This is a genomic window from Chelatococcus sambhunathii, from assembly GCF_001418005.1.
Classification (GTDB): domain Bacteria; phylum Pseudomonadota; class Alphaproteobacteria; order Rhizobiales; family Beijerinckiaceae; genus Chelatococcus_A; species Chelatococcus_A sambhunathii.
Genome location: NZ_LIOL01000003.1, coordinates 436,477 through 451,304, shown reverse-complemented (window position 1 = coordinate 451,304; position 14,828 = coordinate 436,477). Strand labels below are relative to the sequence as shown.

The following is a 14,828-nucleotide window of genomic DNA, read 5'->3' as shown; positions in this document are numbered from 1 at the left end:
CGGGAGACAAGCCGATGCGGCACGGTGCGCGGCTCCTGGCGGGCTGGCTCTATCGACGCGGCGAGAACCTCGTCGTCGTCATGATCGGCGTGATGTTCGCCGCCTTTCTGCTCCAGGTGATCTTTCGCTATCTCCTGCAATGGCCGACCGGCTGGAGCAACGAACTCACCGTGGTCCTCTGGATCTGGGTCGTCCTGTTCGGGGCCGCCTTCGTGGTGCGCGAGGAGGAGGAGATCCGGTTCGACCTCATCTACGGCGCGGTCCGCCCCCGCGTGCGCCGCGTGATGACGGTGATCGCGGCGGCCGCGCTCCTCGTGCTCTACGGCTGCTCGCTTCCCGCCGTCTACGACTACGTGACCTTCATGAAGGTGCAGAAGACCGCCTATCTGAAGATCCGTTTCGACTGGCTGTTCTCGATCTATGTCATCTTCGTCGTCGCCGTCCTCGCCCGCTACCTGTGGCTCGGCTGGCATGCTCTCACGGGTCGGGAGCCGGACGAAACCGATCCTGCCAAGGCGAGCCCCACCACATGATCGTCATCGACCCGTTCTGGCTGGCGCTGGTCTCCATCTGCGCGCTGGCACTCATCGGCCTGCCGATCGGCCACGCGATGATCGCATCCTCGATCCTCTATCTGTGGCTCGCCGGACTCGACATGGGCACCGCGGCAGAGCAGATCCTCAACGGCCTCTATACCGGATACCTCCTGCTCGCCGTGCCCATGTTCATCCTCGCCGCCGAGATCATGAACGCGGGGACGATGACGCAGCGGCTGCTCCATTTCTGCAATGCCGTCGTCGGCCGCTTCCGCGGCGGCCTCGCACAGGTCAACGTGCTGCAGTCCCTCATCTTCGCGGGCATGTCCGGCTCGGCGATCGCCGATGCGGCCGGCACGGGCAAGATGATGCAGCAGCTCATGACGAAGGACGGCAGGTATCCTGCGAGCTATGCCGCGGCGCTGACGGCGGCCACGGCCGTGATCGCGCCGATCATCCCGCCCTCCATTCCGCTCGTCATCTATGCGCTCGTCTCGGACGCCTCGGTCGGCTTCCTGTTCCTCGCAGGCATCACGCCCGGGATCATGCTGGCGCTCGCGCAGATGACTATCGTGGCCATCGACGCACGCCGCAAGAACTTCCCCGTCGAGAAGCCTGTTCCGCTACACCGGTTGCCCGGCCTCACGCTGCGGGCCCTGCCGGCACTCATGCTGCCGGTGGTTCTGCTCGTCGGCATCCGGGGCGGCGTGATGACGCCGACAGAGGCGGCGGCCGTGGCGGCAGGCTATGCGCTCCTCATCTCCGTCGCGATCTACCAGAGCGTCACGCCCGGGCAGCTCTATCGCGCGCTCCTCAGCAGCGGGCGCACCACCGCCTCGATCGGCATGCTGCTGGCCGGCGCGATGGTGTTCAACTACGTCGTCACCGTCGAGAACATTCCGCAATCGCTGTCTGCCCTGCTGCTCGGCTGGAATCTCACGCCGACGCAGTTCCTCCTCCTCGTCAACGTGCTGCTTCTTCTCCTGGGCTGCGTGCTCGAGGGCACCACGATACTGCTCGTCATCGTGCCGGTGCTGATCCCCGCGGCGCGGGCCCTCGGCATCGACATGGTGCATTTCGGCGTGGTGGTCGTCCTCAACATCATGCTCGGGCTGATCACGCCGCCCTACGGGCTGCTGCTCTTCATCATGACCCGCATCGCTGAGGTGCCGCTGCGCGATATCGTCCTCAACGTCCTGCCTTTCCTGTTCGCCATGCTCGGCGCGCTCGCCATCGTCACGCTGGTGCCAGGCACCGTCCTGTGGCTGCCGCGCCTGCTCGGATACGGGGGATGACCGTGAAGCCGATCTTCGTTCTCAACGGGCCCAACCTCAACCGGCTTGGCACGCGCGAGCCGCACGTCTACGGCACGACGACACTGGCCGAGATCGAGGCCATGTGCCGGCAGGCGGCCGGCGACACGCCCGTGCGCTTCCACCAGACGAATGCCGAGTACCAGCTCGTCGACTGGGTGCACGAGGCGATCGACGGGGGAGCGGGCATCCTCATCAATCCGGCGGGGCTGAGCTTCCGCTCCATCCCGCTGCTCGACGCCCTGAAGATGTTCCCCGGGCCGATCGTCGAAATCCACATCTCGAACATCCATCGGCGCGAGGAGATCTATCACCACTCGCTTGTGTCCAGGGCCGCCACGGCTGTCATCGCCGGGCTCGGGCCGCGCGGCTACGTCCACGGCATCCGTGCCCTGATCGAGATGATCGATGGAGGATCGCCATGAAGACATCCATCGCCACGGTCTCGATCAGCGGCGACCTGCGGGAGAAGCTGGCAGCAATCGCCGCGGCCGGGTTCGACGGGGTCGAGATCTTCGAGCAGGACTTTCTCGCCTTCGACGGGACGCCGGCGGAGGTCGGCCGCATGGTGCGCGACCACGGTCTCGCGATCACGCTCTTCCAGCCCTTCCGCGACTTCGAGGGCCTGCCCGAGCCGCAGCGCAGCCGCGCGTTCGACCGGGCCGAGCGCAAGTTCGACCTCATGCAGGAGCTCGGCACGGACCTGATGCTGGTCTGCTCCAATGTCTCGCCGGCAGCGCTCGGCGGCATCGACCGGGCCGCCGCCGACTTCCGCGAGCTCGGCGAGCGGGCGGGCAAGCGCGGCCTGCGCGTCGGCTACGAGGCGCTCGCCTGGGGCCGCCACATCGGCGACCACCGCGATGCGTGGGAGATCGTGCGCCGCGCGGACCACCCGGCGATCGGCCTCATCCTCGATTCCTTCCACACGCTGGCCCGCGGCATCGACGTCGACACCATCCGCGCCATTCCCGGCGACCGCATCTTCATCGTGCAGCTCGCCGACGCGCCGAAGATGACGATGGACCTGCTCTCCTGGAGCCGGCACTACCGCAACATGCCCGGCCAGGGCGACCTCCCGGTCGTCGATTTCATGCGCGCGGTGGCGGCGACGGGCTATGTCGGGCCGCTCTCACTGGAGATCTTCAACGACCAGTTCCGCGGCGGCTCGCCCCGGTCGATCGCGGTCGACGGCCGGCGCTCGCTCGTCAACCTCATGGACCAGGTCCGCCGGTCCGAGCCGGCCATCGCGATCGACGTGCCGGCGATGCCGGAGCCGGTGCGGGTGGAAGGCGTCGCCTTCGTCGAATTCGCGGCGAACGAAGAGGAAGCGGGCGCCCTCGGCTCTCTGCTCATGACGATGGGTTTTGCCCCGCACGCCAGGCACCGCAACAAGGAGGTCGTGCTGTGGCGGCAGGGCACAGCCGACGATGGCATCAACATCGTCATTAATACCGAACACGAGGGCTTTGCCCACTCGTCCTATCTGGTGCACGGCACCAACGCCTATGCCTTCGGCATCAAGGTCGGGGACGCCGACGCCACGGTGGCCCGCGCCCGCGCGCTCGGCGCCGAACCCTTCGAGCAGAAGCACGGGCCCGGAGAACTGGCGATCCCGGCCATCCGGGGAGTCGGCGGCGGCGTTATCTATTTCATCGACGACCGCACCAATCACGTCTGGGACATTGAGTTCGAACCTCTGCCGCAGGCCCCACAGACGGGGCAGGCGGTGGGACTCGTCGGGATCGATCATGTCGCCCAGACGATGAACTACGAGGAGATGCTGACCTGGATCCTGTTCTACACGGCGATCTTCCGCATGGAGAAATCGCCGATGGTGGACGTGGTCGATCCCGGTGGACTTGTGCGCAGCCAAGTGGTCGCGAGCACCGACGGGGCCGTCCGGCTGACGCTCAACGGCGCCGAGAACCACAAGACCCTCGCCGGGCATTTCATCGCCGAAAGCTTCGGCTCGTCGGTGCAGCACCTCGCCTTCCGCACGGATGACATCTTCGCGAGTGCGGCGGCCATGGCAGAACGTGGCTTTCGGGCACTGGAAATCTCGCCCAACTACTACGACGATCTCGCGGCCCGCTTCGGCATCCAGCCGGAGCTGCTCGACCAGCTGCGCACCCACAACATTCTCTACGACCGCGACGACGGCGGTGAATATTTCCAGGTCTACAGCACCAACTACAGCGAGGGCTTCTTTTTCGAGATCGTCGAGCGCCGCGGCGGCTATCGTGGATACGGCGCCGCCAATGCACCCTTCCGCATAGCAGCGCAGAAGCGGCAGCTGCGGCCGCCGGGGCTGCCCCGAAGCTGACGCCCGTCATCCATGGCTATGGGACCCGCGAGGATCGGCTGATCGGGACTTTTCCGATGGAACACGTCAGCGTCATCGCCCGTGACGCGCATCAGGATGCCGCCGGAGCCATTCCGCGACACCAGGCGTCGCCGCCCCGGACCGACCCGAAATGCCCGGCTCACGCTTTTGCGGGCTGCTGCGTCTGATGAGGTGCCGTGCCATCCGCGACCGGCACCTCGCGCAGCCTTTGGACGTCCTCCGCACTGGAACGAAATGTCCGGCCGGGCGTTTCCCTCGTGCCGAAGGGACGCAAAGCGACCCGACAGCACTGGACCAGACTTACAAAGAAAGGGCCGAGCGGCCATAGCAAACACATGGTGACAAGCATAAAATAATCAACAATGACCTATTTACTTGAGCATGGTTCTTTTGGAATGAGAACGATTATCAATAGCTCATTTCAGTCTAATCATTATTGCATCGCGACAGGAAACCCGGGGCTGGCTGCGGCAAAGGAAAACGCGATATGCTTCGCCGGACCCTATTTCTGATCATCATGGCCTTCGCTCTGACCGTGGGCGCCGGAACCGCCTTCGCCCAGCAGGAACGGTTTGCGCTCGTCATCGGCCAGGCCGATTATCCGAGCGGCCGCCTGCCGACCACCCTCAATGACGCCGGCCTCGTGGCCCAGACCTTGCGAACCGCCGGCTTCGACGTGTCGGGGGGCGCTGACCTGAAGGGCGACGACCTGCGCCATGCCATGCGGGCGTTCCTGGACAAGGTCCAGGGAGCGGGCCGGGATGCGGCTATCGTCGTTTATTTGGCGGGACAGGCGCTGCAGCTTGAGGGAGAGAACTATTTCCTGCCCGTCGATGCGCGGCTGAGCAACGACAGCGATGTTCCGCTCGAGGGCTTCAGGATCTCGGATCTGCTTCGCTCGCTGGCGGGCGCCTCGGCCGGCGTACGCATCGTGATCCTCGACGCCGCCCGCCCCCATCCGGAGCTTGGCGGGCAGCCGATCGCGCCAGGTCTCGCCATCATCGACCCCCCGCAGGGGTTCGCCATTGCCTACTCCGCGGCGCCCAACTCGGTCGCGCCGGAAGGGCAGGGCCCCTACGGCCCCTATGCCACGGCGCTCGCCGAAATGATGCAGCAGCCCGGCCTGCCGATCGATGTGCTCTTCGGGCGGGTGCGGCTGCGCGTGCACGAGGAGACGGGCGGCCGGCAGACGCCCTGGGACAGCGTCAATATCGGCGATGCCGATTTCTTCTTCTTTGAGCCCGAGCCGGGATCGGCGCCGGTGGCCGGCCCGCCGCCGCGCCGTTCGATCGCGCGGCTTCCGGCTCCGGAAGCCTATGTCTATGCCATCGAGGAGGACACCATTCCGGTCTACCAGGAGTTCCTGCGTATCTATCCGCGGGATCCGATGGCCCGGCGCGTGCGTGTCATCCTTGCCGAGCGGCGCGAAGCGCTGATCTGGCGCCGCACCCTCCTCACGGATTCGCCGGAAGCATACTGGACCTACCTGCACCGCTATCCGCGCGGGCCGCATGCCGTGGACAGCCGCCGCCGCCTTTCGAGGCTGTCGGTCGCGCTCGAGCCGCCGCGCCGGTTCGACATCATCGAATATGACGACCTGCCGCCACGGCTGCCGGACGAGTTCGAGGATTATGCCGAGATCTACGAGATCCGCGACCTGCCGCCACCGCCACCGCTCCCCGTCGCCATCCTGCCGCCGCGGCCGACCGAATTCGAGCGCCTGCCGCCGCCGCCTCCGCCGACAGCCGGCTTCCTGCCGATCCCCACCGAAGTACCCCTGCCGAGCGCAGCGCGGCGGCGGCCGGAAGGCGTTTTCCGTCCGGCACTGGATCCGCAACGGGTCATCGACGTTCAGGTGCCGCGAACCGCGCCTGCGCCGGCGGCGCCCGAAGGCGCGCGCCCGGACACCGATCAGCCACCGCCCCCGACCCCGCCTGCCCCGCAGCGCACGGCCCCACAGGGCGACCGGGCGCCGCAGCCGGCCGATGATGCCCGGCCCGGCTCACCCGCGCCCGCCCAGCGAGGCGAGGCGCCCCGCCAGCGCCGCGCTCCGGGTGAACCGCCTGTACCGGACCGGGACGCGGCGCCGCCCGCATCCGCGCCGGGCCACCTGCGCGACCCGGAAAGGGCTCCTGCCGATCAGGTCCGGCCACGGCGAGAGCGAACGCCTCGACCGGCAGATCGCGAAGCGCCGCGGCAGCGCCGCGCGCCGGGCGAACTGCCGGTGCCGGGCGAGGGCGCGGCGCCACCCGCGCCGGTACCCGTGCCCGACGAGCTTCGCGGCCAGCGGACGGAGCCCAGCGACGAGGCTCGGCCGCAAAGGAGAACTCGGCCCGCCGAGCGCCAGGCCCCAGCGCAGCGCAGCACGCCGGAAAGGTCGTCGAGGCCGGGGCGAGACGCCGCCCCGCCTGAGCGCCCGCCCGCTGCGGGCGCTCCCGGTCGGCAGACGGCGCCGAGCGAAATTCAGCCGCGGCAACCGGCGAGGCAGGCGCCCGCCGGCACCCGTCCCCGACGCGAGCCCGCGCCTTCAGAGACCGCTCCCCCGGTACGCATGCCGCAGCCGTCCGTTCGCGAGGCGCCGCCCCGACAAGAACGATCAGGGCCGGTGCAGCCGCAACGTCCATCCGGTTTCGATTGGCGCGCACCGGTCATGCCTGACGCACGGCCGGGTCGCGCAGAACAGCCCCGCGCCCCCGCCGCCATGCCGCGTCCAGAACGGCCCGCGCCCGAACAGCCGCGCATGCAGGCCCCCCGTCAGCAGCCGTCCGGTCCAGCGGCGGAGCGCGGCCCGCGCGGACCTGGCCGGCGCGGCTGCCCAGAAGGCGCGGACTGCCCGCAACCATAGATGCGTGGTGAATCGACGCCCGGTCCAGTGATCATCGCCTGCGGGCCACGATGTAGGGACGCCGGTCCCTTCCTCTGCTGGCGTGGGTCTCCAGGGCAAGAATGTCGAACCCCGCACCGGTGATCAGCTGGTCCAACGCGGATGTATCGAACGAATTGACATGCGGCGCTTGTCCGACAGCCCGCATCGCGGGCAGCAGGAGCAGCCGGATGAGCGGGTTCATGTCTCCGAGGCAAGGGGTTTTCGAGATGAACAGACCTGCGGGCTTCAGCAGCGTGTGAATGCCACGCAAGGTGCCCGGCACGTCACGCACCAGGTGCAGGTAGTTAAAACCGAGGACGACGTCGAACCGGCCTTCGTCGTGGATCAGTTCCTCGGCCGTCGCCGTGCGAAACAACAGTGCCGGGACCGGCTCTGCCGCCAGCTTGTCTTCGGCGATCGCGATCATGCCGCGGGAAAGGTCCGTCGCGAGATAGCTCTGAACGCCGCTTGCAAGTCGCAATGCCGTCGTTCCCGTGCCGCAACCGAGTTCCAGCACATCATCGGTGGGCCGCAGATGGGCGCGCGTGCGTTCGAGAGTGCGCTCGTACCCAAGCTGGTCCGCGATGGCGGAGCGAGCATATCTGCGGGAAGACCTGTCCCAGAAGCGAGCGTCGCTGGCGGTGCTCATCATGCCGTTCTCTCTGGGCAGGAAAGCTTGCCCTGATATGCGGTGGGTTAGATCGTGGCGGCCCGCTTCGCAACACCAGCAGTTTCGCCATCTGCGCCACCTCCGGCAACAGGCGCATCCGCGCCACTCGAGCGGCACATGGCTCAGCAGTCGATCCACATGATGGATGCCATGAGAATCGCTTCGGCCGGCAGGGGGCCGGCGCAACCGCCGTCGCAACATCGTGCGCACGTCATCCAGGGTCTGCGGCCGGCATTGCCTGTGGGCGACGGGATGGTTAGTTGCTTGGTTCGAATACTGGGGCGGCGACCGGCAGCCCGGACGGGTGCGGAAAGGAATGCAGCCGATGGTTCTGGCGAATGCGCAGATGGCCGTGGAGTTGCCCCGTGCCTGGGTCGGCGATCTTGCCGGCTATGCCTGCCGGCCGCAGACCATCGGCTGCTCCGAGGCGGCGGTCTACCGGCTCGAGGCACATGGCCGTCCGACCCTGTTCGTGAAGGCGGAGCCGGTCGGACCGCTGTGTGAGTTGCCGGGAGAGGCAGCGCGACTGCGCTGGCTGGCCGGGCAGGGTATCGCCTGCCCGCGGGTCCTCGCCGAGGCCGAGGAGGCGCAGTGCTGCTGGCTTCTCATGAGTGCCGTGGCCGGCCGCGACCTTGCCTCCTCGACCGATCTCGCGCCCGGGCAGATTGTGACCATCGCGGCGGAAGCCTTGCGTGGGCTGCACGCGCTCGCCGCACGCACCTGCCCCTTCGATCATGGACTCCGCCCGCGTATCGCGCTCGCCCGGACGCGCATGGATGCCGGGCTGGTAGACGAGGAGGATTTCGACGATGAGCGCCGCGGCCGCAGCGCGGCCGACCTCTTCAACGATCTGCTGTCAAGCTGTCCCGAAGGCGAGGACCTCGTCGTCACGCATGGTGACGCCTGCCTGCCCAATCTCCTCGCCCAGGACGGGCGTTTCACCGGCTTCGTCGACTGCGGCAGGCTCGGCGTGGCCGACCGCCACCAGGATCTGGCGCTGGCAAGCTGGAGCATCCGCCACAATCTCGGCGAGGACTGGGTCGAACCCTTCCTGCGGCATTACGGCGGAACGGTCGATCCCGATCGTCTGGCCTTCTACCGTCTGCTCGACGAGTTCTTCTGAACGCGCTCCGCCTATCGGCCCCGCCGCCTCCCGTTCGGAAGGGAAGAGGGCGAGGTCGCTCGAACAGTTCTCCAGAATCGCATAAGCGTTCTTATGGAACCAGATGGCCGGATCGGGGATCAGAACCCAAGGACGCCGCGCACGCAGAGATTGTCGTCGAGATGCACGATCTCGGCGACTGCACCACGGCGCAGGCGTCCGCGCCTTGCGTCGCCGATCAGTTCGGCCGGATAGAGGGAAGCCATGCGCAGCGCCTCCTCCGTGCCGAGGCCGAGGTCCCGCGCCGCATAGCGCACCGCGCTCGCCATGTCGATGTCGGCTCCGGCCAGGGTGCCGTCCGCGAGCGTGAGCCGGCCGCCGCGGCGATAGACCGTGCGCCCGCCCAGCGTGAAGCTGTCGCCGCTCCAGCCGACCGAGGCCATCGCATCGGTGACGAGATAGAGCCGTCCCGGCCCGCGCTTGGCCGCCAGCGCCACGCGCAGGCTCTCCGGATGCACGTGGTGGCCGTCGGCGATGATCCCGCAAAACACGGCGCCGGCCGCCAGGGCGGCGCCGACCATGCCCGGGTCGCGGTTGCCCAGCTGGCTCATGGCATTGAAGAGGTGGGTGACCGCGCGCGCGCCGGCATCGATGGCCGCCCGCGCTGCGTCATAGCCGGCATCGGTGTGGCCGAGGCTCACGATGACGCCGGCATCGGCCAGGCGGCGGATGAGCCGCAGCGGCGCCTGTTCGACCGCCACGGTCACCATGAGCACCCCGATGCGCTCCCTCGCCTCGATCAGGCGGGCAACGTCGTTCTCCGTCAACGGACGCATCAACTCGGCCAGATGCGCACCCTTGCGGGCGGGCGCCAGGTGCGGCCCTTCGAGATGAAGGCCGAGAACGCCGGGGATCCGCCCTGCCACCTCTGCCGCGGCGGCGATGGCCGCCGCCGTCACGGCGGGCGTGTCCGTGATCAGCGTCGGCAGCAGCCCCGTCGTGCCGAAAGGCCGGTGCGCGGCCGCGATCTGCTCAATCGCCTCGCCGCTCGGCCCGTCGTTGAGCATGACCCCGCCGCCGCCGTTGACCTGCAGGTCGACGAAACCCGGCGCCAGCAGCCCGCCGTCGAGCACGCGGCGCTCGGCATGCGCGGGCACGTCTTGCGCCCGCACCACGTCGAGGACGGTGCCGCTGGAGACGAGGACCGCCGCCTCCTCCCGGATCCGATCGCCGTCGAAGACGCGGGCGCCGACCATGGCTGTGAGAGACATCAGACGGTTTCCGTAACCTTGAGGAGATGGGGCGGGCGGTCGGGATCGAAGCCGCGCAGACGGCTGACCTTCTCGATCAGTCCATAGAAGGACACCGCCATCGACAGAGGATCGAGATGGGCGTGACCGGTCGCCGCGACGGGCAGCCGCTTGCCGGGCGCGTCGGCTGTCGCCGCCGGAAAGACGTGGCCGCCGGCCGCCTGCAGGCGCTGCAAGGCGGCGCGCCCGGCCGCGGCCGCCCTGTCTTCCGGCAGGAAGGCGAGGATCGGGAAATCCGCGCGCACGAGGCGCAAGGGGCCGTGCATGATCTCGGCAGTCGAGAAGGCCTCGGCATGAATGGCAGCGGTTTCCTTGCTCTTCAGCGCCGCCTCCTGCGCGATGGCCAGGGCCGGCCCGCGGCCGACCATGTAGCATGAAGAGGCCGTCGACAATGGCTCCTCGAGCGCGGACCAGTCGGCGGCCAGCGCCTCGGCAAGGCTCTTGGGCAGACCCCGGATCGCTGCGAGCAGGCGCTCGTCGCCGGCCCAGGCCGCGACAATGGTGGCAGCCGCGGCGGCGGCAGCGATGAAGGATTTCGTCGCCGCCACGCTGCGCTCGACGCCGGCCTGGAGCGGGATGGCGACATCGGCCGCCTGCGCCACCGGGCTGTCGTCGACATTGACGAGGGCGACCGTCAGCGCCCCGGCCGCCCGGGCGGCGGCCTGCAGCGCAACGATGTCCGGGCTCTGGCCCGACTGCGAGATCGTGAACAGCACGGCGCCGCGCAGGCGCAAGGGCGCGTCGTAGACCGACGCCAGCGAAGGCCCAAGCGAGGCGACGGGCGTGCCGGTCGCAATCTCGAGGAGGTACTTCAGATAGCCCGCCGCATGGTCAGACGTGCCGCGCGCGCAGGTGGCGACGATCGGCGGCGCCATGCCGGACAGGCGGCGACCCAGCGCCGTCAGGTCGTCGAGGCTGGCGTCGAGAAGCCGGGCGACAGCCTGCGGTGCCTCCCGCGTCTCCCGCTCCATCTCAGTCATAGGATTCAACACACCCTCCGGATCGCCATCAGCTCTCGTCCTTCGGGGCATCGGCGGGCTGCTGTGACCTTCCCTCGAAAGCCGCCGCCGTCACCGCAGGCAGGTCTTCGCCGGACGCGCGCGAGGCCTGCTCGGCCTCGGCCGGCGACAGGCCCTGCACCACGAAGATGGCGAGCTTGACCTGGAATGTCGCCTTTTCGAGAGCTGCCCGGGCCGCGGCCGGGCTGCAGCGGTGACGTTCGCCACGATGTCCCCGCGCGGCGATGGAGCTTGCCAGCGGGATGACCCGCTGGAGCGACGGCAGCACCGCCCAGACGGTGCCAATCGCCTTCTCCTGTCCCCGTACGAGCGCGCGCAGCATCTACTCGCCCAGAAGCTTCTCGAGGTTCCGGTACTTGAGGCTGCGGCGTTCGGTATGGCCGATCAGGCCTGCCCTGGTCATGCCACCGCTCCATAACCACTATGATACCGGAGTAAACTGCGCGGAGAACCGACGCAACGGACTTTCACGGGATGGGTCATCGACTCCAAGCGGCTTGAACCAAGGATGCCGTGCACAACCCCCTCCCCGCAACGACCCCGCTGGCGTGACGAAGCGCTCGAAAGAAGACCGCAACTGGTTGACAACGGGCTCTCTCCGATCCGCTTGGCGGGGTCGGCCGGCCTGCCCCGCAGGAAGGCATGCGCCTTGGACAGACACGCGATCATCGGCGGCGTGCGCCTGGAGGGTACCGTCCAGGTCCCGGCGCGAAGAACGCGGCCCTGCCGGTGCTGGCGGCTAGCCTCCTCAGCGGCCAATCGCTCCCGTTGAGCAATGTTGCGGATGCTGCCGACCTGCATACGATGCTAGCCCTGCTGCGCCGGCTCGGCACCGCGATGGACGTGGGCCCATCCCGCGTACTCTCGATTTCCTCCGGCTCGCTGACCAACACCGAAGCAATCTACGTCCGCAAGATGCGGGCCTCTTTCCGCATGCTCGGGCCGCTCGCGGCCCGGCTCGGAGAGGCCCTATCTCGCTGCCCGGCGGCTGCGCCATCGGCGCCCGTCCCGTCGATTTCCACCTCGCGGCCATCGAGCGGCCGAGCGCCAGGGGAGAGATCGCCGTCGGCGCAACCCATACTGCCAGGATGGCGGCGACGGACGCTAACGGCCAGACCCCGATCGTCCTAACGTCGCACAGATGCGATGCAGCCCTGCCTCGCGTCCTGCGAGCCGGTCGCGACGATCGGCGCCTCAGCCGAGTGTGTGACTGGCGAGCGCCATGCGGCGCGGGCCATCGGCGCTCGCCGGCCTGAAGGGTGCGCGACCAAGCCCCATCGATGTCAGCGTGTCATGGACCTGCATGCCGGCGGCGGCGAGAAAGCCGGTAAAGGCCGCGTTGGCGGCCGGCGTATCGGCGCGCAGGAAACCGCCGGCGTGAGCTTCGACATGCGGCATCGCGACGGCAATCGCGTCCTCCTCGGTGGCAGCGATCACCGGACCGATGACATGGCCGCGCCCGAACTGGCGGCAGAGCGCGAAGGCGACCGTCTCGCCGTTGCGGACAAGCACGTGACCCGTCGATAGCGGCAGCAGCCGGCGGAACATGGCGGACCGGTCGCAGCCCACCGCCGCCCGGTCGAGATCGAGCAGCGCATCGTGATCCGCCGGGCGGACGGGCCTGAGGCTGCCCGCGACGACGGCCCGCACATCCGCGGGCACAACGGCCCGGCCCTGGCACTGCAGGACCTTCTGCTCATGGCCATAACCCAGCGAGCGATAGAGCCGCCTCGCCGCACGCGTCGCCGTGAGGCCGAACACCGACCCCTTGTTCAGCTCGTGCACGCGCTGCATCAGCCAGCGTCCGGCACCCTGCTCCTGCAGGCGCGGCGACGTAATCAGCATGCCGACCTTGACGAAGTCCGGTGCATAGCGGAACCACATGACAGAGCCGACCACGCGGCCGATCTCGTCGACGGCCGCGATGCCCCGTCCCAGGTCGAGCAGCATGCGCCAGTCGCTCTCACGATGGGGCCAGCCGACCGCGACGGACAGGGCGTGCAGCTGGTCGATGCCCACTACCGCGATATCGCGCAGGGTGACCTCGAAGGCATCCAGCTGCAGTTGAACGTCGGTCTCCAAAATCGAAAGCTCCGGCGAGTCCCCGCCGCGCGGGCGGGAACGATCGGGCCACCAGCCCAGAGCTCTTTCTAAACCATTCTCTCGACAGGAAGCACTGTTCTTCCGCGGCATTTCGGCAGGTTCGACCGTCGGCGCGCACACAAACGAAGGGACGGCCGCTGCGCCCGGCCTATCTTGTTCGCGCCCCCGATATCCCGATGTTGCCGGAGAACGCCTCTTGACCTTCCTCTTCAACTCCACCGAGGAGCGCGCCAGGGTGTTCGCGGCGCGTTTTGCTGAGGAACTCCCCGACATCCGCTTCGTGCGGAACGGCGACGCCTTCGATCCCGCCGACGTGCGCTACCTGATCACCTGGACGGCGCCGGACGATCTCGGCCGCTTCTCCAGCCTCGAGATCCTGTTCTCGATCGGCGCCGGCATCGACCAGCTGAACACGGATGCCCTGCCCCCGCACGTCCTCGTGGTGCGCATGGTCGAGGAGGGCATCACGCGCATGATGCAGGAATATGTCACGCTCGGCGTGCTCGCCCTGCATCGGCAGTTGCCGCTCTATATCACCCAGCAGAAGGAGGCGCGCTGGCAGGCGCACGACCTCCTCCCGGCAACGCAACGACGCGTCGGCGTGCTCGGCCTCGGCATGATGGGCTCGGCCGTCATCGAACGACTGAAGCCCTTCGGTTTCCCGATCGCGGGCTGGAGCCGCTCGCCGCGGTCGCTCGACGGCATCCGCTCGTTCCACGGCAAGGAGGGCCTGGCCGCCCTCCTCGCCGAAACCAACATCCTGATCTGCCTGCTGCCCCTCACCCCGGAAACCGTCGGCATCCTCGACGCCGATCTCTTTTCGCGGCTCCCCGCCGGTGCCGGGCTCGTCCATGTCGGGCGCGGCCAGCATCTCGACCAGGCGGCCCTCATCGAGGCGCTCGACAGCGGCCACCTGTCGGGCGCCGTCCTCGACGTCACCGACCCGGAGCCGCTGCCGGCGGATCACCGGCTCTGGAACCACCCCGGGGTGATCCTGACGCCGCACGTCGCGAGCAAGGTCGAGGCCGCGCCGGCGGCCAAGGCCGTCATCGACAACATCCGCCGCCACCGGGCCGGCCTGCCGCTCATCGGCCTCGTCGACCGCGGCCGCGGCTACTGACACCCCCACCAGGAAAGGTTGACCCATGTCCCTTCTCGTTCAGCTCGATCTTGCCCCGACCGACGAGCCCAGGCACAGCAGGCCGGCGCCCGACCGGCTCATCGCCGGCGATCCCGCCTTCAAGACCTGGGCACAGGACGCCTCCCGCGACGACACCGTCAAGACCGGCATCTGGGAGGCGACGCCCGGCGAGACCCGCTCCATCAAGGGTGAGACCTTCGAGTTCTGCTACATCCTGTCAGGCGTCGTCGAGCTCACGGAAGAGGGTAAGGCACCGCGCATCTTCCGTGCCGGCGACAGCTTCGTCATTAAGCCCGGCTATGTCGGCGTGTGGAAGACCATCGAGACCGTGCGCAAGATCTACGTCGTCGTCGGCTGAACGCGTGGCGGCAGGTTTCTCCGTCACGGGCGCGGCGAACGGGATTTCCCGTCGAGCCAGCCCGTC

The 14,828-nt window shown here is 68.5% G+C and carries 14 protein-coding genes; 9 read left to right on the top strand and 5 right to left on the bottom strand.

The window, feature by feature from the left end; translation table 11 throughout:
- The first annotated feature begins 14 nt into the window (after positions 1-14).
- The 5 genes from ASC46_RS08655 (at position 15) to ASC46_RS08635 (ending at position 7,038) form a co-directional block, all read left to right on the top strand.
- The gene (locus ASC46_RS08655; RefSeq protein ID WP_055458875.1) at positions 15-533 is read left to right on the top strand and encodes a TRAP transporter small permease; all 519 of its coding nucleotides are present in this window, start codon (positions 15-17) and stop codon (positions 531-533) included.
- Positions 530-1,831, top strand: a complete 1,302-nt coding sequence (locus ASC46_RS08650; RefSeq protein ID WP_055458874.1) for a TRAP transporter large permease — start codon at positions 530-532, stop codon at positions 1,829-1,831. Before ASC46_RS08655 ends, ASC46_RS08650 begins: the two co-directional genes overlap by 4 nt.
- Complete coding sequence (locus ASC46_RS08645; protein WP_055458873.1) at positions 1,828-2,274, top strand: type II 3-dehydroquinate dehydratase; 447 nt, start codon at positions 1,828-1,830, stop codon at positions 2,272-2,274. Before ASC46_RS08650 ends, ASC46_RS08645 begins: the two co-directional genes overlap by 4 nt.
- The gene (locus ASC46_RS08640) at positions 2,271-4,172 is read left to right on the top strand and encodes a bifunctional sugar phosphate isomerase/epimerase/4-hydroxyphenylpyruvate dioxygenase family protein (protein ID WP_055458872.1); all 1,902 of its coding nucleotides are present in this window, start codon (positions 2,271-2,273) and stop codon (positions 4,170-4,172) included. The genes ASC46_RS08645 and ASC46_RS08640 overlap by 4 nt, the downstream gene beginning before the upstream one ends.
- Positions 4,173-4,680: 508 nt before the next feature.
- The gene (locus ASC46_RS08635; protein ID WP_055458871.1) at positions 4,681-7,038 is read left to right on the top strand and encodes a caspase family protein; all 2,358 of its coding nucleotides are present in this window, start codon (positions 4,681-4,683) and stop codon (positions 7,036-7,038) included.
- Positions 7,039-7,069: 31 nt separating this feature from the next.
- Here the strand turns inward: ASC46_RS08635 and ASC46_RS08630 are convergent, their stop codons facing one another.
- Positions 7,070-7,708 carry a class I SAM-dependent methyltransferase gene (locus ASC46_RS08630; protein ID WP_055458985.1) on the bottom strand — a complete coding sequence of 213 codons (639 nt, stop codon included), beginning with the start codon at positions 7,706-7,708 and terminating at the stop codon, positions 7,070-7,072.
- A gap of 346 nt (positions 7,709-8,054) precedes the next feature.
- Here ASC46_RS08630 and ASC46_RS08625 point away from each other — a divergent pair, with 346 nt between their 5' ends.
- Entirely contained in the window at positions 8,055-8,852 is a 798-nt protein-coding gene (locus ASC46_RS08625; protein ID WP_055458984.1) for an APH(3')-II family aminoglycoside O-phosphotransferase, read from the top strand.
- Positions 8,853-8,971: 119 nt separating this feature from the next.
- Here ASC46_RS08625 and nagA read toward each other — a convergent pair whose 3' ends face one another.
- Genes nagA through ASC46_RS08610 form a run of 3 tightly spaced genes read right to left on the bottom strand, consistent with a single transcriptional unit; the run spans position 8,972 to position 11,482 of the window.
- Complete coding sequence (nagA, locus tag ASC46_RS08620) at positions 8,972-10,102, bottom strand: N-acetylglucosamine-6-phosphate deacetylase (RefSeq protein ID WP_055458870.1); 1,131 nt, start codon at positions 10,100-10,102, stop codon at positions 8,972-8,974.
- Positions 10,102-11,121, bottom strand: coding sequence for an SIS domain-containing protein (locus ASC46_RS08615; protein WP_055458869.1), 1,020 nt, complete (start codon positions 11,119-11,121; stop codon positions 10,102-10,104). Before ASC46_RS08615 ends, nagA begins: the two co-directional genes overlap by 1 nt.
- A 28-nt stretch (positions 11,122-11,149) precedes the next feature.
- On the bottom strand, positions 11,150-11,482 hold the full coding sequence (locus ASC46_RS08610; protein ID WP_055458868.1) for a hypothetical protein: 333 nt from the start codon (positions 11,480-11,482) through the stop codon (positions 11,150-11,152).
- Positions 11,483-11,802: 320 nt separating this feature from the next.
- On the opposite strand from ASC46_RS08610, the gene ASC46_RS21935 reads away from it, so the two are divergent.
- Positions 11,803-12,291 (top strand): hypothetical protein, encoded by a 489-nt coding sequence (locus tag ASC46_RS21935; RefSeq protein WP_072249460.1) that lies wholly within the window; start codon positions 11,803-11,805, stop codon positions 12,289-12,291.
- Positions 12,292-12,354: 63 nt separating this feature from the next.
- On the opposite strand, the gene ASC46_RS08605 is transcribed toward ASC46_RS21935, so the two are convergent.
- Entirely contained in the window at positions 12,355-13,242 is an 888-nt protein-coding gene (locus ASC46_RS08605; protein ID WP_055458867.1) for a GNAT family N-acetyltransferase, read from the bottom strand.
- Between the two features lie 217 nt (positions 13,243-13,459).
- Here ASC46_RS08605 and ASC46_RS08600 point away from each other — a divergent pair, with 217 nt between their 5' ends.
- Together ASC46_RS08600 and ASC46_RS08595 are read left to right on the top strand one after the other, a co-directional pair.
- Complete coding sequence (locus tag ASC46_RS08600) at positions 13,460-14,383, top strand: 2-hydroxyacid dehydrogenase (RefSeq protein WP_055458866.1); 924 nt, start codon at positions 13,460-13,462, stop codon at positions 14,381-14,383.
- Between the two features lie 25 nt (positions 14,384-14,408).
- The gene (locus ASC46_RS08595) at positions 14,409-14,762 is read left to right on the top strand and encodes a cupin domain-containing protein (protein ID WP_055458865.1); all 354 of its coding nucleotides are present in this window, start codon (positions 14,409-14,411) and stop codon (positions 14,760-14,762) included.
- The last annotated feature ends 66 nt before the right edge of the window (positions 14,763-14,828 follow it).